Below are 21,283 nucleotides of genomic sequence, written 5' to 3' on the forward strand. Positions count from 1 at the left end.
GTCCGCGGCATGGATGCCGCGGCCAAGCCCCCADGGACGGGTTYACGGCGTCCCCCGCAACCGGACCCACCCCGCCTTCGACAGGTTCCCGCGATCTGTGGGGCGACAGGGGTCGGATCCCGTTGCTGCGCAACGGGCTCTGACCCCTGTTGATGGGCCATGAGGACGGTAGATCCACGCCATGCGTGGATGGATGGCCGGTTCATCCGCGCCTCACCTGAGCGGCAACGGAAGGTTCATGCTGTACGGCCACGCAACGCACAGGACATCGCATTCCCCATGGCACGGACCCGGGTCGGCATCATCTTCGGTGGAAAGTCTTCCGAGCACGAAGTTTCGCTGCAGTCGGCGAAGAACATCCTTGATGCGCTTGATCGCGAGCGCTTCGAGCCGGTGCTGGTCGGCATCGACAAGCAGGGCCAGTGGCATCTGAGCGAGCCTGCGACCTTCCTGCTCAATGCCGATGATCCGGCACGCATCGCGCTGCATCGTTCGGGCCAGTCGCTGGCAGTCCTTCCCGGTGCCGAGCAGGCGCAGCTGCAGCCGTCCGATCCGGCCAGTGCGCTGGGCCAGATCGACGTCGTGCTGCCGATCGTGCATGGGCCGCTGGGCGAGGACGGTGCGCTGCAGGGCCTGCTGCGCATGGCCAACCTGCCCTTCGTCGGTTCACCGGTGCTGGGCTCGGCCGCAGCGATGGACAAGGACGTGACCAAGCGCCTGCTGCGCGATGCCGGGCTGCAGGTTGCGCCGTGGCTGTGCATCCGTCGCCACCAGGCGGCGGACGTGGATGTCGAGGCGGTGATCGCTCAGCTCGGCCTGCCGTTGTTCGTGAAACCCGCCAACCAGGGCTCGTCGGTGGGCGTGAGCAAGGTCAAGGACGCGGCGGGCTTCGCCGAGGCACTGGCATTGGCGCTGCGCTACGACCACAAGGTGCTGGTGGAATCGGCGGTGGTCGGACGAGAGATCGAATGCGCGGTGCTGGGCAACGAGCAGCCGCAGGCCAGCGTATGCGGCGAGGTGGTGGTGCACGACGAGTTCTACGCCTACGACACCAAGTACATCAATGCCAATGGCGCTGACGTGGTGGTGCCAGCCGACATCGACGCCGCCACACAGTCGCGCATCCAGCAGATCGCGCTGCAGGCCTACCAGGCACTGGAATGCGCGGGCATGGCGCGGGTCGATGTGTTCCTCACCGCAGAGGGCGGGATCATCATCAACGAGATCAACACGCTGCCGGGCTTCACCCGCATCAGCATGTATCCGAAGCTCTGGGGTGCCAGCGGCGTGGACTACACCACGCTGATCACGCGCCTGATCGAGCTGGCGCAGGAGCGCCATGCGGCGGATCGTGGATTGCACAGCGCCGTGCAGGAGCTCTCGCTGTCTCTGTAGAGTCGAGCCATGCTCGACTCCACAGAAGGCGTGCCGACCAAGGTAGGCACCTACCAGACGATGGCGTGCCGACCAACCGTCGGCACCCACCGGGAAGAGGCGTGCCGGCCHGCGGCCGGCACTACCCTGCGGTCTTCTATCCGCGCTTGCGGAACATCGAGACCACCGCCAGCACCAGGAAGATCACGAACAGGATCCAGGCGATGTTGCTGGCGGCACCGGCGATGCCGGAGAAGCCGAGCACGGCGGCGATGATGGCGATGACGAAAAAGATGACGGCGTAATGCAGCATGGCGCTCCTCGCAGATGTCCGGGCCGTTGGATGGCGTGGGTCCATCCTCCCGATCCTGCGGTGTGCAACCAGTGACGGCGATCTATGCAGCAGATGAAGCCTTCAGCCTGCGCAGCCCTTCCTCGATGCTGACCTGCGGCACGTAGCCGAAGTCGCGGCGCGCCGGTTCCATGCTGTACCAGTGCGGCGTGCACAGCTGCTCGGCCAGGAAGCGGGTCAACGGCGGCTCGCCACGCAGGCGCAGCAGCGGCCACAGCCGCTCGCAGACCGCACCGATGCGATAGGCGGTCTTGAAGCTGATCGCCTTGTCCACCGTCGGTGCACCCACGGCGGCCAGCAGCTTGTTGACCAGTTCGCGCATCGGCAGTGGTTCGCCGTTGGAAATGAAGTAGGCCTTGCCTGCACATGCAGCGCCCGGAGCCAATGCCTCGAAGGCGAGGAAATGCGCGAGCGCGGCGTTGTCGATGTAGGTGGTATCGACCTTGTTGTTGCCATCGCCCACCAGGCGCAGGCGGCCCTGCCGCGCACGTTCGGCCAGGCGCGGCACCAGCTGCTGGTCGCCCGGGCCCCAGATCAGCCGCGGGCGCAGCGCCACCGTCGCCAACGAGGCGTCATTGGCCGCCAGCACGCGCTGTTCGGCAATCGCCTTGGTCGCCGCATACGGTGCCTGGAAATCCTCGCCGTAAGGCACTTCGTCGGCACCGAGGCCTTCCACCGGGTGGGTCGCGCGGTGGGTCACGCTGGGCGTGGAGGTGTAGACCAGCCGGCTGATGCCGTGCGCGCGGCAGGCGGCGATCACGTTGTCAGTGCCGACCACGTTGGCCTGGTGGTAGCTGTCATAGCTGCCCCAGGCGCCAGCCTTGGCGCCGTTGTGGAATACCGCGTCGACGCCGGCCACCGCGTGCAGCACCGCCTGCGGATCGGCCAGGTCGCCGCGGATCTGGCCCACGCCCATCGCCTGCAGTTCCGGGTAGTGGCTGCGGTTGAACGCCAGCACCTGGTGGCCACGTTCGACCAGCCCGCGGCACAGCGCCTGGCCAAGGAAACCACCACCACCGGTGACCAGGATCTTCATGCGCGCTTCTCCAGTTCGGCGCTGGCCCAGACGGCGAGCTTCTCGCGGCCGATCTTGGCGTTGTGACGGATATCGACGGGGAAGGCCGGATGCACGAGGAAGTGCTGCAGGCCGGCCTCTGCCACGCGGGCTGCTGCGTGCGCACGCAGCGCCTCCTGCAGCGCCGGGCTGTCGGACTGGCCACGCTGCAGTTCCACGCACAGCACGGGCACCTGCGCACCCGGGTTGCCGACGCCGACCAGTGCAGTACGCGCCACGCCGGCCACGGTGTTGAACACCGGCTCGACCTGTTCGGTGTACAGCGGCCCGCGCGCGGTTTCCACGCGCTGGGTCTTGCGGCCGCAGAACCACAGGCGGCCCTGCGCATCGAAGTAACCCACGTCGCCCATGCGATGGACGATGCGGGTGCTGCCATCGGCCAGCGTCTCGCGGATCTTCGCTGCGGCCGTGGCCTGCGGGCGGTTGAAGTAACTGTCGGTGGCGGTCGGGCCAGCCACCGTGATTTCTCCCACTTCGCCAACGGCCAACACGCGTGCCTGCGACCAGTCCGGCAACGGTGCGTCATCGATGGCGATGATGCGCACCTCGTTCGGCGCCACCACGCTGCCCACGCAGGTACCGGCACCGGCCTCGGTGGCGGCGCGGGTGCGTTCCAGCTCGCGGCCCTCGACCACCGCCACCGGCAGGCACTCGGTGGCGCCATACGGCGTCCAGAACTGCGCATCGGCGGGCAACAGGCTACGGATGGTGGCGACCACGTCCGGGGGCACCGGTGCCCCCGCCGAGGTCACCCGGGTCACCGTCGGCAACGGACGGCCATGCTTCGCCAGCACCCGCATCAACGCCGGAGAACCGAACAGCTGGGTCACCCCGAAGCGCTGGATGGCATCGTGCAGTCGCGCCGGGTCGGCCTGCGCCGGCCGGGTCGGGTCCATGTCCGGGATGACCGAGGTCAGGCCCAGCGCAGGATCGAACAGGGCGAACGGCGGGAAGGTCGGCAGGTCCACCCCGCCCGCTTCCATGCCGAAGGCGCTGCCCAGCAGCTGGATCTGGCCGACGAAGTGGCGATGGCGGTAGACCACGCCCTTGGGCACGCCGGTGGAGCCGCTGGTGAACAGGATCGCGGCCATGTCCTCACCGTCAGTGGCGGCCAGCATCGGCCCACCGTTGGCACCGGCGCGCTCCAGCGCGGCCAGCGTGGTCCCGCCCCAGCCGACGCGGCGGCCGACGGTGACCAGGCGGGTGGCCGACGGTGCCCAGCGCAGCACCAGCCGCGCCACATGCGCCAGCGGAATGCCGATGAAGGCCTCCGGCTGCGCCTCGTCCAGGCACTGCTTCAGCGCGCGTTTGTCGATGCCCGGGTCGACCAGCACCGGCACCGCGCCCAGCTTGAACAGGGCAAACATCAGCAGGAAGAACTCCGGCGACGGCCGCACCATCACCACCGTCCGCACCCCACGGCCGATCCCGTAGCCGGCCAGGCCGGCCGCCATGGCGTCGCTGCGGGCGTCCAGCTGGCGGTAATCCAGGGTCACGTCGTAGGCGGCCATGCCGTTGCCGGCGCCCCTGCGGCCGGGGCAACGGATGGCGATCTGGTCAGGCCGTTCACGCGCCAGTTCAGGCAAGCGGGCGGCAATATTGCAGGGTCGGTTCATCCGTTCATTGTCGCCGCTTACGGAATTTCTTGCGCGGCGGCCCACTTCGTGGAAAATCCGCACCCTCGTTCCTGATTCCGACTGCCGCCCGGGGCGGCTTGCCCATGCAACATCCGTGCATGACCTGCGGCGCCTGCTGCACCCAGTACCGCGTGGCCTTCCACTGGATGGAATCGGACGAGGTCACCCCCGGCGGTGTTCCGCACCAGCTGACCGAGGTGCTCGACCCGCATCGCCTGTGCATGCGCGGTACGCACTCCAAGCCGGTGCGCTGCGTGGCGCTGGATGCGCAGATCGGCGTGTATTCACGCTGCACCATCCACCCCAACCGGCCCAGCGTGTGCCGTGAGGTGGATGCGTCGTGGGAGTACGGCAAGGCCAGCCCGCAGTGCGACAAGGCGCGCATCGCCTATGGCCTGGATCCGTTGACGCTGGCCGACTGGCGCTGGCGCGATGACGCCGACAATGACGACGATCATCCGGACGACAACGGCAACAGCCCGTCGCCGCAGGCGCCGGTCGCCGCGTAGGGGTAGTGCCGGCCGCTGGCCGGCAACCTCATGAACCCGGCGCGCATTGCGCGCTTGCCGGCCAGCGGCCGGCACTACCGGGATCCGATCAGATCGGGTTCTTGTCCAGGAACGCGCGGATCTCCGGCACCAGCACTTCGTGCTTGTCTTCCAGCACGTAATGACCGGCGTCCTCGAAGGCATGTACCTGGGCCTGCGGCAGCGCGGCCTGGAAGCCCTTCAGGAAATGATGGTCGAACACGAAGTCGCGCAGGCCCCAGCCGAGGAAGGCCGGGCGGTCGGCGAACGACGGCAGCGCCTTGCCGGCACGTTCCAGCAGCGACCAGGCCTTGTCGTCCGGCGACAGCGGGATGTCCTGCATGAAGCGGATGGTGCTGATGCGATTGGCGTAGCTGTTGTACGGCGACACGTAGGCGCGGCGCACATCGGCCGGCATCTTCCGCTCCACGCCCAGCCACGAGGCACCGGAGGAGAAGGCATTGAAGGTGCGGATGATCCACTCGCCGATCTTCCAGTGGCGCCCCAGCGCGATCTGCCACGGCATCTTCTTCGCTGCCGGCATCGGGAATGCAGCGGTGTTGAGCACTACCAGGCGCTTCACCTGGTCGTGGTGCGACAGCGCCCAGCCGAAGCCGATCATGCCGCCCCAGTCGTGCACGGCCAAGGTCACCGGGCCGGTGATGCCCAGGTGCTTGAGCAGCGCATCAAGATCATCCACGCGCGACTGCAGCGTGTATTCGTAGCGGCTGTCGTCCGGCTTGTCCGACAGGCCCATGCCGATGTGATCCGGCACGATGCAGCGGTACGTGTCCGACAGGCCAGCCACCAGCGTGCGCCAGTAATAGCTCCACGATGGGTTGCCGTGCACCATCACCACCACGTCGCCGTCGCGCGGGCCTTCGTCGAGATAGTTCATCGACAGGCCGGGGCGGACCTCGAAGCGCTGCGGGTGGGCGGGGTAACCGGGAAGATCGCGCATGCGGAGCACCTAGGGAGAATCGCGGCGCGGTGTAGCGCCGAGCCGATGCCCGGCGGCTCTCCGGTCAGGCCGCAGAAGGACCGCGCTGTGCGCGTGAGCCGAGCTTGGGCTCGGCTCTACAGGGAGTCTGGCAGGAAGCTCTTACCAGACCACTTCAGCCATCGAACAGTTCAGGCCCGAGCCGATGCCGAGCAGCGCGATGCGATCGCCCTTCTTCAGCTTGCCCAGCTGCTTGAGCTTGCTCAGCACGATCGGCACCGAGGCCGGGCCGATGTTGCCGTGCTCACCGAAGATGGTCATGACCTTCTTCGGGTCGATGCCGAAGTTCTTGATGAACGCGGCGGTGTGCGGCTGGCTGACCTGGTGGATCACGAACTGGTCCAGCTCTTCCACGGCCCAGCCCAGGGCGATCTTGGCGGCGGTGAAGGTCTTCTGTGCCAGCTTGATGCCTTCGATCAGCAGCAGGCGGGTGTCGGTGACCATGCGGTCCAGGTTGCCCAGACACAGCTGGTTCCACTCGGTGGCCGAGCGGGTCACGCCGCCCTTGTAGCGCGGCGCGTCGGGCACCAGCTCCGAGCGCGCCATCACCATCGCCGCAGCGCCCGAACCGGTGGTCAGCGCCGCCAGCTCGTTGCGGAAGTCGTCGGCGGTGACGTCCGGGGCGGTCATGCGCTCCAGGGTCTTCTCGTACACCAGGTTGGCGGTCTCGCCGTCCACCACCAGCGCGTAGTCGATGTCACCGCGCTCGATCATGCGCGCAGCGATATCCATGCCGTTGATGAAGGCCAGGCAGGCGTTGGCGACGTCGAAGGTCATGCACTCGTCGCTGACGCCGAGGTTGCCCGACACGATGGAGGCGGTGGACGGCTCCAGGTAGTCGCGGCTGACCGAGGTGTTGACCAGCAGGCCGACCTGCGTCGCATTGATGCCTGCGTCTTCCAGTGCCTTGCGGCCTGCCATGGTGGCGGCATCGGACGCCAGCACGCCGTTGTCCCACAGGCGGCGCGCGTGGATGCCGGCGATGTCGCCGAGCACGTCGGTGCGGATGCCGAGACGGTCCAACGTCGGCTGCAGCCGCTCGTTGATTTCCTTGGTCGTCAGCGTGTGCGGCGCGTCGACGTGTGCCAGGCCGGCGATCGAGACATTCTTGAAGAGCATCGAGGTTAGCGCCAAGGCTCAGGCAAAAGGGGGCGCTATTCTATAACCCCCGGGGCCTTCACCGCATCTTTACGAATTCAGCCTTGGCCGTATGGTGAAGCGTTCAGCGCGGCGGGCACTGGAACGCGGCGAAGCGCTGGCTGCCATCGGCGGGGGCTGCAGCGGCCTGCACGGCATTGGCGCCGGCACTCGGGGCCTCGTTGCGGGCCAGGGTTTCCAGCTCTTCCTGCACGCGCAGCGGGTTGCGGTTGTAGAAACCGACCTTGCTCTTCACGGTCACCACCACCTCGCCCTTGGCGATGCAGCCGGCCGGAACCGGACCTGCCGGCAGCACGCGGGTCGCCTTGCCGGCCGGTTCGATCGGCACCCAGGTACAGGCGGTGACGGTGAGCAGCAGGGAGGAAAGCAGCAGAACGCGCATGGGCAGATCCTGGAAGGGTATGGGGGGATTCTGCCTGAACAGCCTGAATCGGGGGTAGCCGGGCAGGGGTCGGATCCCGCGCAAGGGCTCTGACCCCGAATGCAGACCCGGAATGCACGGTGGGGGTCGGAGCCCTCCCGGAGGAGGGATCCGACCCCTTCAGGGTTGCCGGCCAGCGGCCGGCACTACCCGACGCGGTGCCTTATTTCTTCACCGGGTTGCCTTCGGCGTCGATCACCGTCACCTCGCCCAGGTTCAGCGCGCGCACGGCCGCTTCGGTCTGCTTGAGGTCACCCACCACCACCCAGGTCAGCGCCTGCGGCTTGATCTCGGCGGCGGCCTGCTGCACCTGCGCCGGGGTCATCGCCTCGATCTCGGCCTTGCGACGCAGCACGTAATCGTCCGGGCGCTTGAACTGCACGATCGAACCAATGGTCGACGCCACTGCGCTGGCGGTCTCGTAGGCACCGGGCAGGCTCAACGTCTGGATGTTGCGGATGCGGTTGACCTCGGCGGCGGAGGCCGGCTTGCTGCCATCGGCGAACGCGGCGATCTCCTTGCGCATTTCCGCCATCGCCGGGCCGGTCTTGTCGATCTGTACCGGCGCGCTGGCCATCCACGGACGCTGGCCGACCGAATTGACCGCGCTGCTGCGTGCACCGTACGACCAGTGCTTGTCTTCACGCAGGTTCATGTTCAGGCGCGAGGTGAAGTCGCCGCCGATCACGCCGTTGGCGATGTCGAAGCGGGTCGAGCTGGCAGCGCTGGAGGGCGCCACCACCTGGCCGGCGAACAGGTTGGCCTGCACGGCGCCCGGCTGGTCGATCAGGAACACGCGCGGGCCCTTCGGCAGCGCCACGTCGGTGGCCGCCTTCACCTGCGGAGCGTCGCCACTGGCCTTCCAGTCGCCCAGCTGCTTGTCCAGCAGCGGCACGATCTCGGCCAGGGTGGTGTCACCGACCACGATCAGGGTGCCGTTCTGCGGGCGCAGCCAGTCGTGGTGGAAGTCGACCAGGTCTTCTCGGGTCAGGCCGTTGATCGCTGCTTCGTCACCGCTGCCGGTGAACGGAATGGCATACGGGTGGCCCTTGCCGTACAGCAGCGGAGGCAGCACGCGCATCGCCACCGCGCCCGGGTTGACCTTCTCCTGCTGGATGCCGGCGATCCAGCTCGCCTTGACCCGGTCGATCTCGCCCTGCTCGAAGCGCGGTTCGCGCAGCAGGTCGCGGTACAGCGCCAGCGATGGCGCCAGGTTCTCCTTCAGCGCCGACAGGTCCACGCTCATCGAATCCAGGCCGGCCGAGGCATCCAGGCTGGCGCCCAGTGCGTCGGCGGCATCGGCGAAGGCCAGCGAACCGAGCTTGCCGGCGCCTTCGGTCATCAGGCTCATGGTGAAGTTGGCGGTGCCCGGCTTGCGGCCCTGGTCGGCACTGAAGCCGCCCGGGAACTGGTAGCTGAACTGCACCACCGGAATCTCATGGCGTTCGGCCAGGATCACCTGGGTGCCGTTCTTCAGCGTGGCGCGCTGCAACGCCGGGAACTTCAGCTGCGGGAACTCGCGGGTCTGCGGCACGCCGGCCTTGCGGTCCACCTGCTCCGGCAGGGTGCTGTACTTCGGGTCCACCGCCGGCACGGTGAACGGCTTCGGCGCCTGGCTCGGGTCTTCCTTCAGCGCCACACGCTCACCCGGTGCGATCACCAGGGTGTGGCTGCCCTTGTCCAGCCACTGCGCGCCCAGCCGGCTCAGATCGGCGGCACTGGCCTTCTCGATGTTGGCCAGCGAGGTGCGGAAGCAGCCCGGGTCGCCGGTGAACACCGCGCACTCGGCCAGCGCGTCGGCCTTGCCACCGAAGCCGCCGATGCGCTCGATGCCGCGGATGAAGCCGGCGCGGGCACCGGTCTTGGCACGCTCCAGTTCGGCTGCGGTAGGGCCCTGCTTGATCAGCCGGTCCAGTTCTTCGTCGATGATCTTCTCGACCTTGGCCGGGTCCTGGCCCTGCTTGACCGTGGCCATGATCACGAAGTTCGAACCCAGCTGCGACGTCGACAGGCCCGAGGCGATGCTGTCCACCAGCTTGTCCTGGTGCTGCAGGCGCTGGCTCAGGCGCGAGGACTTGGCACCGCCCAGTACCTGCGCGAACAGCTGCAGCTGATCGACCTCGGTGGTACCGACCTGCGGCACGTTCCAGGCGCGGTAGATGCGCGCCTGCGGCACCTTGTCGGTCATCGTCTCGCGCGTGTCGGCGCTGCGCTTGGCCACGTTCACTGCTGGCTGCGCCATGGTCGGGCCGGCCGGGATGCTGCCGAAGTACTTGCCGACCTTTTCCTTGGCGGTGGCCAGGTCGATGTCGCCGGCCAGCACCAGCACCGCGTTGTTCGGGCCGTACCAGGTGCGGAACCAGGTTTTCACGTCATCCAGCGATGCGGCGTTCAGATCGTTCATCGAACCGATCACGCCGTGGTGGTACGGATGGCCCACCGGGTACATCGCCTTGTTGAGCTGGTCCCAGGCCTGTCCGTAGGGCTGGTTTTCGCCCTGGCGCTTCTCGTTCTGCACCACGCCGCGCTGCTCGTCCAGCGCCGCCTGGTCGATCGCGCCGACCAGATGGCCCATGCGGTCCGATTCCATCCACAGCGCCATGTCCAGCGCGGTGGTCGGCACGTTCTCGAAGTAGTTGGTGCGGTCGGTATTGGTGGTGCCGTTCTGGTTGGTGGCACCCACCTGCTTGAACGGCTCGAAGAATTCGCCGCTGTGGTTTTCGCTGCCCTGGAACATCAGGTGTTCGAACAGGTGCGCGAAGCCGGTGCGGCCGGCCGGTTCGTCCTTGCTGCCGACGTGATACCAGACGTTGACCGCGACGATCGGCGCCTTGCGATCGGTATGCACGATCACGCGCAGGCCGTTGGGCAGGGTGAACTGCTCATACGGGATATCGACCCTGGCCGGTGCGGCCGGCTTTGCCGCCAACGCATGGGAAGGCACAAGCGTGCCCAGGGCGGTGCTGAGGGCGACGGCCAGCAGTGCAGCGCGCGGGCGAAGGGCGAGAGACATATCCGGATCCTTGGTCACATAGGTGAACCCCGATCCTAGCGTGCGCACGCAATGGCAGGAATCGGTCGCCAGTCACTGGGGGTGTTTGCCCCTGTGCGCCATCCACCCGGCCCTCGCAGGCCAGCGTGGGAAGTCACATGCGCCCGCAGCAGGCGTCCGGACAGTGTCCGCGGCGCATCGAATGGACAGGTGTCCGCCCACCGGACACTTTCCGACCCGAACAAAATCCTTGTAAATCAATAAGTAAAAGTTGGCACGGGGATTGCTTGGTACTTCCTGCGCCAGGAAGGGCTTCAGACAAAAGCTGACTGAAGACTGAACAAATGCAGGAAATCGAAAATTTTCCTTGCAAGCCCAGAATTGGTGTACTACCTTACTACCACACCACTGATCACCAACACTAAACAGGCCCCGTCATGAACGCCAAGACCATTGCCATCGCCATCGCCCTGATCGCCGGCACCGCGGTTGTTTCGTCGGTGCAGGCCTCCGAATCCATCAAGACCCTGTCCACCGTGCAGGTCCGCCCGGCCGCCGACCAGCTGGCCCAGCAGGCCTGGGAACAGGCCAGCGGCATTCCGACCCTGGCCACCGTGGAAGTGCGCCCGAGCGCCGACCAGCTGGCCGAACGCAGCGGCTACGTCGCCGCCCCGGTCGCCGCCGCGATGCCGGTCACCACCCTGGCCTCGGTGGAAGTGCGCCCGAGCCTGGAACAGCGCGTCGCCCTGGCCGCCGAACTGGAAGCCCAGCGCTACGCCGCCACCCTGGCTGCGGCCGCCACCAGCGTCGCCAACCAGGTGATCGTCAACCTGCCGGCCCTGCAGGTGCGTCCGAGCGCTGCCGACCTGCAGGCCCTGGCCACCGAAACCGCCCAGGTCCTGCTGCGCCCGTAAGCGGTGCCGCCCTGCCTCGCGCAGGGCGTGCGCCGTAAAGGCGGCGGCCGTGGCAGGTACACTGCGCCGATGAATGCCGCGCCCCAGTTCCACGTGATCCTGTTCCAACCGGAAATCCCGCCCAACACGGGCAATGTGATCCGGCTCTGCGCCAACACCGGCGCGCAGCTGCACCTGGTCGAGCCGCTCGGCTTCGCACTGGAAGACAAGCAGCTCAAGCGCGCCGGCCTGGACTACCACGAGTATTCGCGCCTGCAGGTGCACCCCGACCTGGACACCGCGCTGGCGCGGATCGCACCGAAGCGCTTGTTCGCACTCAGTACCCGGGCCAGCGTGCGCTACGACAGCGTGGCCTTTGAAGATGGCGATGCATTCCTGTTCGGCCCGGAGAGCCGCGGCCTGCCGCAGGACGTGCTCGACGCATTGCCGGATGGCTGCCGCCTGCGCCTGCCGATGCGGCCGGACAACCGCAGCCTCAATCTTTCCAACACCGTCGCCGTGGTGATGTACGAAGCGTGGCGGCAGCATGGGTTTGCCGGCGGCGCGTGAACCGCCTCAGGTGGGTGTGACCTGCTTCTGGTGGGTGCGGACCTTGGTCCGCACCGATGCCTGGTCGCGCGCTGAAGGAATGTGCCGACCAAGGTTGCACCTACCAAAGCACATCCCAGGTGGCCGTGGCAGGTGCCATATGCAGTAGATCCACGCCATGCGTGGATGGTGTTCCCCGCACCACTCAGAACGCGTTGATGCCGGTCAGCTCGCGGCCGATCACCAGCTGGTGCACGGTCTCGGTGCCCTCATAGGTGATCACCGATTCCAGGTTCAGCGCGTGGCGGATCGCCACGTGCTCGGTGGTGATGCCGGCCCCACCCAGCAGATCGCGACATTCGCGGGCGATATCAATCGCCATGCGGCAGTTGTTCCACTTGGCCAGGCTGACCTGCTGCGGCTGCAACTGGCCGGCTTCCTTCAGGCGGCCCAGCTGCAACGCCAGCAGCTGCGCGGTGGTGATGCGGCGGGCCATTTCGGCCAGCTTGATCTGCGCGCTCTGGGTGGCGGCCAGCGGGCGGCCAAACAGCACGCGCTCCTTCGCATAGCCCAGCGCTTCATCCAGGCAGGCAATCGCCGCCCCGATCGGGCCCCAGCTGATGCCATAGCGGGCCTGGGTCAGGCAGCCCAGCGGGCCCTTCAGGCCCTTTACGTTCGGCAGGCGATGGCTGTCGGGCACACGCACGTCATCGAAGAACAGCGCACCGGTCAGCGACGCCCGCAGGCTCATCTTGTGCTTGATCTCCTGCGTGGTGAAGCCGGCCATGCCCTTTTCCAGCACGAAGCCCTGGATGCCGTCCTCGGTCTGCGCCCAGACGATGGCCAGATCGGCCACCGGGCCGCTGGTGATCCACATCTTGCTGCCGCTGATGCGCCAGTCGCCGCCATCGCGCACGGCGCGGGTCTTCATGCTGGCCGGATCGGAACCGCCATGCGCCTCGGTCAGGCCGAAGCAGCCGATCAGTTCGCCGCGCGCCATCGCCGGCAGCCACTGCTGGCGCTGTTCCTCGCTGCCGTAGGCATGGATCGGGTACATGCACAGCGAGCTCTGCACCGACACGAAGCTGCGCAGGCCCGAATCGCCGCGCTCCAGCTCCTGGCAGATCAGGCCGTAGCTGACCGCACCGAGGCCACCGCCGCCGTATTCGGTCGGCAGGGTCGCACCGAGCAGGCCCAGTGACGCGATCTCCGGCACCAGTTCATCGGGGAAGCGGGCCTGGTCGAAGGCATCGCCGATGATCGGCAGCACGCGATCGTTGGTGAAGCGGGCGACGCTCTCCTGTACGGCGCGCTCTTCCTCGTTGAGCAGGGAACGGACATCGAACAGATCGTACGGATGCAAAGCCATGGCACTCACACGCAGTCAGGACCGGGCCATTGTCGGTCATCCGGGCGGGGTTGGTGCACGGGTAGAGGCCGACCTTGGTCGGCGCTGGTATTTCTGCCAGCGCCAGCCACGGTTGGCGGCTACCGAAGTCATCGTTCGCTGCAATGCAGCAATCGTGGTGTGAACGGCGCCGATCTAGCTGGATCCGGCGCGTCCCGGTACCCTGACACATTCAAACAACCGTTTCGCCCGTGGCCGCACGCGCGATTCCCAGGCACCGCCGGTGGCCCCGATGCCGGCCCTACCCACGAGTCATGCAATCGATGAGCGCTGAAGCCAACGCCCTGCCCCCGCGTGAAGTAATGGAATTCGACGTGGTGATCGTCGGTGCCGGCCCCGCCGGCCTGGCCACTGCGATCCGCCTGCGCCAGCGCGCGATCGAAGCCGGCCGCGAACTGTCGGTGTGCGTGCTGGAGAAGGGGTCCGAGCCGGGCGCGCACGTGCTGTCCGGTGCGGTGATGGACCCGCGCGCGCTGACCGAACTGTTCCCGGACTGGGCCGAGCGCGGCGCACCGCTGAAGCAGAAGGTCACCCGCGACGAATTCCTGTTCCTCAGCGAGACCGGTTCGCGCAGCACGCCCAACGCGCTGCTGCCGGAGTGCTTCCACAACGAAGGCAACTACATCATCAGCCTGGGTGAAGTGACCCGCTGGCTGGCGCAGCAGGCCGAGGCGCTGGAAGTGGCGATCTTCCCGGGCTTCGCCGCCGCCGAGGTGCTGTACGGCGACAACGGTGAAGTGATCGGCGTGGCCACCGGCGACATGGGCATCGAGAAGGACGGCAGCATCGGCCCGGCCTTCGAGCGCGGCATGGCGCTGCAGGCCAGGTACACGATCTTCGCCGAAGGCGCGCGCGGCCACCTGGGCCGCCAGCTGATCGCCCGCTACAGGCTGGACGAGGGCAAGGACCCGCAGGCCTACGGCATCGGCATCAAGGAACTGTGGCAGATCGACCCGGCCAAGCATGAGCCGGGCCTGGTGGTGCATGCCGCCGGCTGGCCGCTGGACAGCGACACCTACGGCGGCGCGTTCCTGTATCACGCCGACGGCGGCAAGGTCGCCATCGGCTACGTGGTCGGCCTGGATTACAAGAACCCGTGGCTGAGCCCGTTCGAGGAATTCCAGCGCTTCAAGACCCATCCGCAGATCCGCAAGCACCTGGAAGGCGGCACCCGCATCGGCTACGGCGCGCGCGCGATCACCGCCGGTGGCCTGCTGTCGCTGCCGAAGACGGTCTTCCCGGGTGGCGCGCTGGTCGGCTGCGAGGCCGGCTACCTCAACGCCAGCCGCATCAAGGGCAGCCACGCGGCGATCAAGACCGGCATGCTGTGCGCCGACGCCGCCTTCGACGCGCTGGCCGCCGACCGCCAGCATGATGAGCTGAGCGAGTACCCGAAGGCGTTCGAAGCCAGCTGGCTGTTCACCGAACTGCAGCAGGCCAAGAACTTCAAGCAGTGGTTCAAGAAGGGCCAGACCGTGGCCACCCTGATGACCGGCGTGGAGCAGTGGCTGCTGCCCAAGCTGGGTGTGCGCAACCCGCCGTGGACCCTGCACCGCACCCAGCCCGACCACGTCTGCCTGGAACCGGCGTCCAAGCACACCCGCATCGCCTACCCCAAGCCGGATGGCGTGCTGACCTTCGATCGCCTCAGTTCGGTGTTCCTGAGCAGCACCAACCACGACGAGAACCAACCCAGCCACCTGACGCTGAAGGACCCGAGCATTCCGGTGAAGGTGAACCTGGCCGAGTACGCAGGTCCGGAAGCGCGTTACTGCCCGGCCGGCGTGTACGAGTTCGTCGGCGAAGCCGACAACGCGCGGCTGCAGATCAACGCGCAGAACTGCGTGCACTGCAAGACCTGCGACATCAAGGACCCCACCCAGAACATTGTCTGGGTGACCCCGCAGGGCGGCGGCGGCCCGAACTACTCGGGCATGTGATCGCCACGGGCTGCGACCGCGCGTCGCAGCCCGTCGGTTGCCGTGCACCGCTATCCTGCCCGCCCATGCGTGCTTCACTCCTGCTCATCGCTGTTGCCGCGGCGCTGGTCGCCACGGCCTGCCAGCGCCCGCCTGCAGCACCTGCCACGCCGGAACAGGCGCGCCAACAGGCCATGCAGCGCGCGTTCGAGTTGTGTGCCGGCTGCCACACCGTGCAGCCCGGCGGCATCCACCGCTTCGGACCGAACCTGCACGGCGTGATCGGCCGCCGCGCCGGCAGCCTGCCCGACTACGGCTATTCCGACGGCATGCGCCGCGCCGACATCACCTGGTCCGCACAGACCCTGGATGCGTTCCTGCAGTCACCCACCCATGTGGTACCGGGCACACGCATGTACAACGCCTTCCCCAGCGCCGAACGCCGTGCCCTGGTGATCGCCTACCTGCAGCAGCAGTCGGCTCAGTGAGCCAGGCGCTGCAACTGCTGTTGCAGCCGCGCCACGAATGCCGACACCGCGGCGAACAACGGCACCGGATCGGTCTCGGCCGCATCCTGCAGTCGCTCGACCAGTGCATTGGCCTGCCCGGCCAGTGACGTCGCCCCCACCGCACCCAATCCTCCCGCCTGGCGATGCAGGTGCAGCGCGGCAGCTTCACGGTCGCCGGCCTCCAGCGCGCGCTGCACAGCGGCCAGGTCACCTTCACTGGCCTGCAGCAGGCTGTCGCGCAACTGCTCGGCCACGGCCTGCGAACCGAAACGCTGTCGCAGCGTGGCCAGATCGGGCAGCATCGCACCGTCGGCGGCGGACTCCAGCACCGGCTCCTCGAACCGCTGCCCCTGCGCCTGCGGCAACCAGCGCAGCAGTGCCGTGCGCAACGTCGCCAATGACAATGGCTTGGCCAGCACCTCGTCCATCCCGGCTTCACGGCAACGACGCGCATCGTCGTCCAGCACGCTGGCGGTCAGCGCCAGCACGGCCAGCCGGGGTTGCCCGGTACGTCCCTCGCGCTCACGCAGAAGGCGGGTGAAGGCGAAACCATCCAGCACCGGCATCCGGCAATCGGTAATGACCAGATCGAAGTGCTTTGATGCCAGGTGGTCCAGGCCCTGCTGGCCATCACCGACCAGCACATGCGGCACGCCCAGCTGCTGCAGCCGCCAGGCCATCATCGCCTGGTTGGTCGGATGATCCTCGATCACCAGCACGCGTGCCTGTCGCAGCGCCGACGGCAGCAGAGCGGCCTGTTCCTGTTCGGCAACCAGCGCTTCAGCATCGGCAATGCCCGCTTCCACCAGCGATAGCCGCACCTGGGCACAGGTGCCCTCGCCCAGCGTGCTGTGCAGCTCCAGCTCGCCCTCCATCATCTGCACGAGGCGATGGCAGATGCTCAGACCGAGGCCGGTGCCGCCGCGGTCACGCTGGATGTAGGCACCGGCCTGGGTGAACGGCGCGAACAGGTGCTGCAGCTGTTCGGGCGCAATACCCATGCCGGTATCGGTGACGCTCAGGCGAAGCGGTTGGCTGCCGTCTTCGGCTGTCGGCCCCAGTACCTCCAGCTGCAGCCGCACTTCGCCGCGCACGGTGAACTTGATGGCGTTGCTGAGCAGGTTGAACACGATCTGGCGCAGGCGCACGCCATCCACTTCGTGCGCCGCCGCCAGTTGCGGGTCGATCTGCACCTGCAGGTCCAGTCCACGTGCACTGGCCTGCGCCGACAACAACCGGCACACGCTTTCCAGCAATGGCCGCAGCGGCTGCGGCACCGGTTCCAGGCGCAGCGCGCCGGCCTCCAGCCGCGAGTAGTCGAGGATGTCGTCGAGGATCTGCCGCAGCATCTGCGCCGCATCCTCGATCACCCCGAGAATGCGCTGCTGCTCGGCATCCAGCGGCGAATGCGCCAGCACTTCCAGCATGCCCAGCACGCCACTCATCGGCGTGCGGATCTCATGGCTCATGGTGGCCAGGAAGCGGGATTTGGCCTCGGCCGCCTGCTCGGCCTCGGCCTTGGCTGCGGTCAGGGCATCCGCCTGCGCACGGGCCTCGCTGGCATCCACCCAGTATCCACTCCAGGTCACCACGCCAGCCTCGGCGGCATAAGGTTGCGCCTGGGTACGCACCCAGCGCGGGCCTGCTCCCTCGCCACGCAGGCGGAATTCCAGCATGAGCGGTGCAAACTGGTGCGCGGCCTGTTCGACCGCCTGCAGGATGCGCGCGCGATCGTCCTCTTCGACGCGTTCCAGCAACATCATGGCGTCCTGCTCAGCCTGCTGCCGGGTGATCCCGAACAACGCCTGCAGGTCCCCGGCAATGAACGGGAAGCTGAGCCTGCCATTGACCTCGCGGCGGGCCTGGTAAACAACGGCAGGCAGGTTGTCGGTCACCTCGGCCAGGCGCTGCTCAAGCTGGCGTCGCCCGGCCACCTCACGGCGCAGGCGCCAGTAGCCGATGCCATGCACCAGCAGCGCGGTCAGCAGCACCAGCAGCAGCGGTACACCCCAGCGCAGCATGCTTCGCCAGTCGATGCCGTTGCGGTATTCCACCGCCAGCCAGTCGCCGCGCAGCGCTTCGCGCTCGCGTGGCGTCATCTGCAGCAGCAGACGATCGAAGGTCGTGGCGAGGGCCGCATACCGGCGCTCCACGGCCAGTGCCAGCTGGTCATTGAAGCCCGCCGGCGCGGCAACCTGCAGGCGCCCCGGGAAACGCGTGCGCAGCAGGTAGTCGACCAAAGCCAGATTGCCCACGTAGGCGTCGGCCTCGCCATTGATCAGGCGTTGCAGGGCCTGTTCGGCACTGCGCGCGGCGATGATCCTGGCCTGTGGCGCCTGTTGCAGCACGTAGCCACGCACGCGTTCGGGATCGGACAGCAGTACACGCTTGCCCTGCAGGTCCGGCAGGCCAAGCAAAGCCGGGCTGTCGTGGCGGCTGACGATCACGTTCGGCACGCTGATGAAGGGCTGGCTGAACACCCAGTCGGGGCCCAGGTAGCGCGAATCGACCGGAATGCCCATCACCGCCTGCAGCTCACCGCGACGTGCCTTCTCGCGCACCTCGTACCAGTCATGGCTGTCCTGCGCCTGCAGGTTGGCGCCAGCCTGCATCAGCCGCCCCAGGTACTCGCTGGCCAGGCCGCTGGGTTTTCCATCCTCGCCGGCGAACGACAGTGGGGCGGCGTTCGGCGCGAAGCCGATCTTCAACGGCTGCTCCAGGACCCGCTTCTCGGCCTGGCTCAGCGCCAGCTGTGCCGACGCCGACCACTGCGGTGGGGGCAGCCAGCGTTGCGCCAGTGCATCGCGCTGGGCCTGGCTGGTCGCGGCCAGCGCCAGGTCCAGCGCTTCGGCCAGTGGTTGCTTGCTGTTGGGAACGCCGAAGTGCAGGCGTTCGGGGGGCAGGTCACTGGGCCTCAGCAGCACCACACCCTGCAGGCGCTCGCGTGCGATCAGTTCGGTGGCAACGTAGGCGTTGCCTATGTAGACGTCAGCTTTGTCGTCTCTGACCATCTGCAGCGCTTCAAGCGAGCTGTTTGCGACAAGCTGTCGAGCGCGGGGAAAACGCGCCCGCACCTGGGGGCCGGTAAGGAAGTCCTGCTCGATCACCACCCGCAGGCCGCCCAGATCGGGGTTGTCGGAGGTACGCAGGTCGCCCGGCCGGCCCACCAGAGCCAGCGAAGACTCGCCATAGGCGGCGGTGTAGACCATGCAACGGGTGCGGTCGGCGCTCAGACCGACGTTCATCACCACATCGATTTCGCCACGACATGCCGCATCCAGCACGGACGTCCAGTCGGGGTAGCGTCGCGCTTCAACCTTGAGACCCAGCTGACGGGCAAGAAGCGACAGGTAATCCGGGCCCAGCCCGACCTGCTGGCCGTCACGCAGGGACTCAAATGGGGGCCAGCCGCTGTCATACTGGCCCACGACGATGCTCGGATGGGCGGCGAGGTACTCGCGCTGCAGGGGGCTGAGCGGCAGCAGCCCTGGAACGGCCTGCGCCGAGGCCACCGGCAGCACCAGTGCGGCCAGCAGCAGGACCAGCCCGCGAACAGCCCAGCTACGCATCTGCGTCGATCTCCTAGAATCCTGCCAGGGTCCGCGATGGTCGCGGTCCGGCCTGCCCGGTGGCCATACTAGAGCATGAGCTTGCGCATCATCATCGCAGACGACCACCCGGTGGTCCGTATCGGTACCCGCGCCGTCATCGAGTCGAGCGGGGTCGGCCGCGTGGTCGGTGAAGCCGACAGCGCACAGGCGCTGATGGCCCTGCTCGGCAGCCAAGCCTGCGACCTGCTGGTGACCGACTACTCCATGCCGGGCAGCCCACAGGCCGACGGCTTCGCCATGATCGGCATGATCCGCCGCCGCTTCCCCGACCTGCCGGTGCTGATGCTCAGCGTGTCCAACAACCTGGCGATCCTGCGCATGGTGCTCGACAGCGGCGTGCTCGGCCTGGTCGACAAGAGTTCGTCGATGGATGAACTGCCGCAGGCCATCCAGGCGGTCTATCGGGGCCAGCTCTACATCAGCCGGAGCCTGCGTGAGCGGGTCGAGGCTGCGGGCAGCTGGCGCATGCGCGAGGGCGACGGCAAGCCGTTGTCGCCACGCGAGGTGGAAGTGTTGCGGCTGCTCGGCACCGGCATGACGGTGAAGGAGATCTCGCTGCAGCTGCACAAGAGCGTCAGCACCATCAGCCGGCAGAAGGGCGACGCCATGCTCAAGCTGGGCCTGAAGGGCGACGCCGAACTGTTCGACTACCTGCGCGACGGCAAGATCTGAGAGCCAGATCACACTGCAAAGGCATCTGTCACCGCCCTCTTTGACCGGCCGCCGTTCTGTGCCAAGATGACCGGGCATGGGTTTTCAATGCGAGGTCGAAGGAATCGACCGGCTCATGTCCTCGCTCCCGTCCCTGGTGGATGGGGTGCGGTTTCCTGCCGGCCGTCTGGCCCGGCAACGCTGACCATGGAGAGGCGCATGCATCACCCCCCCGAGCTACGTTGGACCCTGCCGTTGCGGCCCCTGCGCGCATTCGCGGCGTGCCTGCTCGTCTCTCTTTCCGCTGCGGCCTGCAGCGCCGCCGATCCGGCCCCCTCGTCCTCCCAGCCTGGTGCCCCCGTGCAGGCTGCCGATGCGCCCCGACAGGATGTTGCCCCGATGCAGAACACCTCTCCCGACACCGCCGTCACCCCGCCCGACGCGCCGACCGTGATGTATTTCACCTACCAGGTGGACGGCGATGGCGCGACCTCCTACGAGGTCCAGAACGGCAGCGTGGCGACCTTCTGGTTCGGCCACACCTTCACCCTCGACGGCACCACGTATTACACGGGTTTTTCCTGGGATACCCGCGAGCACTACGGCAAGCCGGGCGAGCAGTCGCCGGCTGGCCCGGATGATCGCGCCAACCTCGCCGAGGCCACCTTCGTGCTGGCCGGCAGCGACGCGAACAAGCCCTGGAAGTTCCGTGGCCAGGAATGGACCATCGGCGCACTCGGCGCCTATGACAAGGCTGACGATGTCGATACCCGGCGCAAGCCGCTTGAACATCGCACCGCCGACGGCCGCCTGCTGCTGGCGGTGCCGACCAGCAGCTTCGACCGTGGCATCAGCAGCACCGGCTATGCGCTGCTGCTGTTCAACCCCAGGCGCAGCGAAGACGACGTGGACAGCAAGGTCTGGCGCTATGTCGGCTCGGTGCGCACCGGCCAGGACAACAGCGCGGCCTGCGACGAAGGCAACGTGATGCCCTGCACCGACAGCGACGGCGAACTGGCGTTCGCTGCCGACGACAACGGCCTGCCGCGACTGACCGTGACCTTCAAGGGCACCACCATCGACGCCCCGGGCAAGACCCGCGCGCTGGCCGCCGGCGACGCCGTGCACTACACCTTCGACAGCGCGACCCAGCAGTACGTCGCGCCCTGATTGCCACCCGCACACGCGGGTTACCTGTTGACCGACA

General features: G+C 67.5%; 17 protein-coding genes. 8 read left to right on the forward strand and 9 right to left on the reverse strand.

The genetic code is table 11. The features are described 5' to 3' along the window. The first annotated feature begins 279 nt into the window (after positions 1–279). On the forward strand, positions 280–1,395 hold the full coding sequence (gene ddlA, locus D7T59_RS04070; protein WP_180853533.1) for a D-alanine--D-alanine ligase: 1,116 nt from the start codon (positions 280–282) through the stop codon (positions 1,393–1,395). Between the two features lie 136 nt (positions 1,396–1,531). Here ddlA and D7T59_RS04075 read toward each other — a convergent pair whose 3' ends face one another. The 3 genes from D7T59_RS04075 to oleC all read right to left on the reverse strand — a co-directional run bounded on the left by D7T59_RS04075 (position 1,532) and on the right by oleC (position 4,417). After that, positions 1,532–1,687 carry a DUF1328 domain-containing protein gene (locus D7T59_RS04075; RefSeq protein ID WP_100441225.1) on the reverse strand — a complete coding sequence of 52 codons (156 nt, stop codon included), beginning with the start codon at positions 1,685–1,687 and terminating at the stop codon, positions 1,532–1,534. A gap of 82 nt (positions 1,688–1,769) precedes the next feature. Next, positions 1,770–2,762, reverse strand: coding sequence for a 2-alkyl-3-oxoalkanoate reductase (gene oleD / locus D7T59_RS04080; protein ID WP_164139080.1), 993 nt, complete (start codon positions 2,760–2,762; stop codon positions 1,770–1,772). Next, positions 2,759–4,417 (reverse strand): olefin beta-lactone synthetase, encoded by a 1,659-nt coding sequence (gene oleC / locus D7T59_RS04085; RefSeq protein ID WP_180851083.1) that lies wholly within the window; start codon positions 4,415–4,417, stop codon positions 2,759–2,761. The genes oleD and oleC overlap by 4 nt, the downstream gene beginning before the upstream one ends. Positions 4,418–4,521: 104 nt before the next feature. Here oleC and D7T59_RS04090 point away from each other — a divergent pair, with 104 nt between their 5' ends. Next, positions 4,522–4,947, forward strand: coding sequence for a YkgJ family cysteine cluster protein (locus D7T59_RS04090; protein WP_014035561.1), 426 nt, complete (start codon positions 4,522–4,524; stop codon positions 4,945–4,947). A gap of 88 nt (positions 4,948–5,035) precedes the next feature. Here the strand turns inward: D7T59_RS04090 and D7T59_RS04095 are convergent, their stop codons facing one another. From D7T59_RS04095 to D7T59_RS04110, 4 genes are all read right to left on the reverse strand, one after another. After that, positions 5,036–5,926, reverse strand: a complete 891-nt coding sequence (locus D7T59_RS04095) for an alpha/beta fold hydrolase (protein WP_180851082.1) — start codon at positions 5,924–5,926, stop codon at positions 5,036–5,038. A gap of 141 nt (positions 5,927–6,067) precedes the next feature. After that, positions 6,068–7,084 carry a 3-oxoacyl-ACP synthase III gene (locus D7T59_RS04100; protein WP_004135358.1) on the reverse strand — a complete coding sequence of 339 codons (1,017 nt, stop codon included), beginning with the start codon at positions 7,082–7,084 and terminating at the stop codon, positions 6,068–6,070. Between the two features lie 103 nt (positions 7,085–7,187). Continuing rightward, positions 7,188–7,505 carry a DUF4156 domain-containing protein gene (locus D7T59_RS04105; protein ID WP_005407628.1) on the reverse strand — a complete coding sequence of 106 codons (318 nt, stop codon included), beginning with the start codon at positions 7,503–7,505 and terminating at the stop codon, positions 7,188–7,190. A 202-nt stretch (positions 7,506–7,707) separates the two neighbouring features. After that, positions 7,708–10,557: a M16 family metallopeptidase gene (locus tag D7T59_RS04110; RefSeq protein ID WP_180851081.1), complete on the reverse strand. Its 2,850-nt coding sequence runs from the start codon at positions 10,555–10,557 to the stop codon at positions 7,708–7,710. Positions 10,558–10,973: 416 nt separating this feature from the next. Here D7T59_RS04110 and D7T59_RS04115 point away from each other — a divergent pair, with 416 nt between their 5' ends. Then, complete coding sequence (locus D7T59_RS04115) at positions 10,974–11,450, forward strand: XAC0231 family protein (protein WP_106548748.1); 477 nt, start codon at positions 10,974–10,976, stop codon at positions 11,448–11,450. 69 nt (positions 11,451–11,519) lie between these two features. Next, complete coding sequence (locus D7T59_RS04120; RefSeq protein ID WP_180851080.1) at positions 11,520–11,999, forward strand: tRNA (cytidine(34)-2'-O)-methyltransferase; 480 nt, start codon at positions 11,520–11,522, stop codon at positions 11,997–11,999. 184 nt (positions 12,000–12,183) lie between these two features. Here the strand turns inward: D7T59_RS04120 and D7T59_RS04125 are convergent, their stop codons facing one another. Next, positions 12,184–13,347, reverse strand: a complete 1,164-nt coding sequence (locus D7T59_RS04125) for an acyl-CoA dehydrogenase family protein (RefSeq protein ID WP_180851079.1) — start codon at positions 13,345–13,347, stop codon at positions 12,184–12,186. Between the two features lie 302 nt (positions 13,348–13,649). On the opposite strand from D7T59_RS04125, the gene D7T59_RS04130 reads away from it, so the two are divergent. Then, entirely contained in the window at positions 13,650–15,326 is a 1,677-nt protein-coding gene (locus tag D7T59_RS04130; RefSeq protein WP_180851078.1) for an electron transfer flavoprotein-ubiquinone oxidoreductase, read from the forward strand. Positions 15,327–15,391: 65 nt separating this feature from the next. After that, complete coding sequence (locus D7T59_RS04135; protein ID WP_164139317.1) at positions 15,392–15,793, forward strand: c-type cytochrome; 402 nt, start codon at positions 15,392–15,394, stop codon at positions 15,791–15,793. Here the strand turns inward: D7T59_RS04135 and D7T59_RS04140 are convergent. Beyond that, positions 15,787–19,383, reverse strand: coding sequence for an ATP-binding protein (locus D7T59_RS04140; protein WP_180851077.1), 3,597 nt, complete (start codon positions 19,381–19,383; stop codon positions 15,787–15,789). The genes D7T59_RS04135 and D7T59_RS04140 overlap by 7 nt on opposite strands. 75 nt (positions 19,384–19,458) lie before the next feature. Here D7T59_RS04140 and D7T59_RS04145 point away from each other — a divergent pair, with 75 nt between their 5' ends. Next, the gene (locus D7T59_RS04145) at positions 19,459–20,097 is read left to right on the forward strand and encodes a response regulator (RefSeq protein WP_164137324.1); all 639 of its coding nucleotides are present in this window, start codon (positions 19,459–19,461) and stop codon (positions 20,095–20,097) included. Between the two features lie 378 nt (positions 20,098–20,475). Next, positions 20,476–21,246, forward strand: coding sequence for a hypothetical protein (locus D7T59_RS04150; protein ID WP_180851076.1), 771 nt, complete (start codon positions 20,476–20,478; stop codon positions 21,244–21,246). The last annotated feature ends 37 nt before the right edge of the window (positions 21,247–21,283 follow it).

Origin of the sequence: Stenotrophomonas maltophilia, assembly GCF_013464915.1 — a bacterium.
In the GTDB taxonomy this organism is placed as follows: domain Bacteria; phylum Pseudomonadota; class Gammaproteobacteria; order Xanthomonadales; family Xanthomonadaceae; genus Stenotrophomonas; species Stenotrophomonas maltophilia_AT.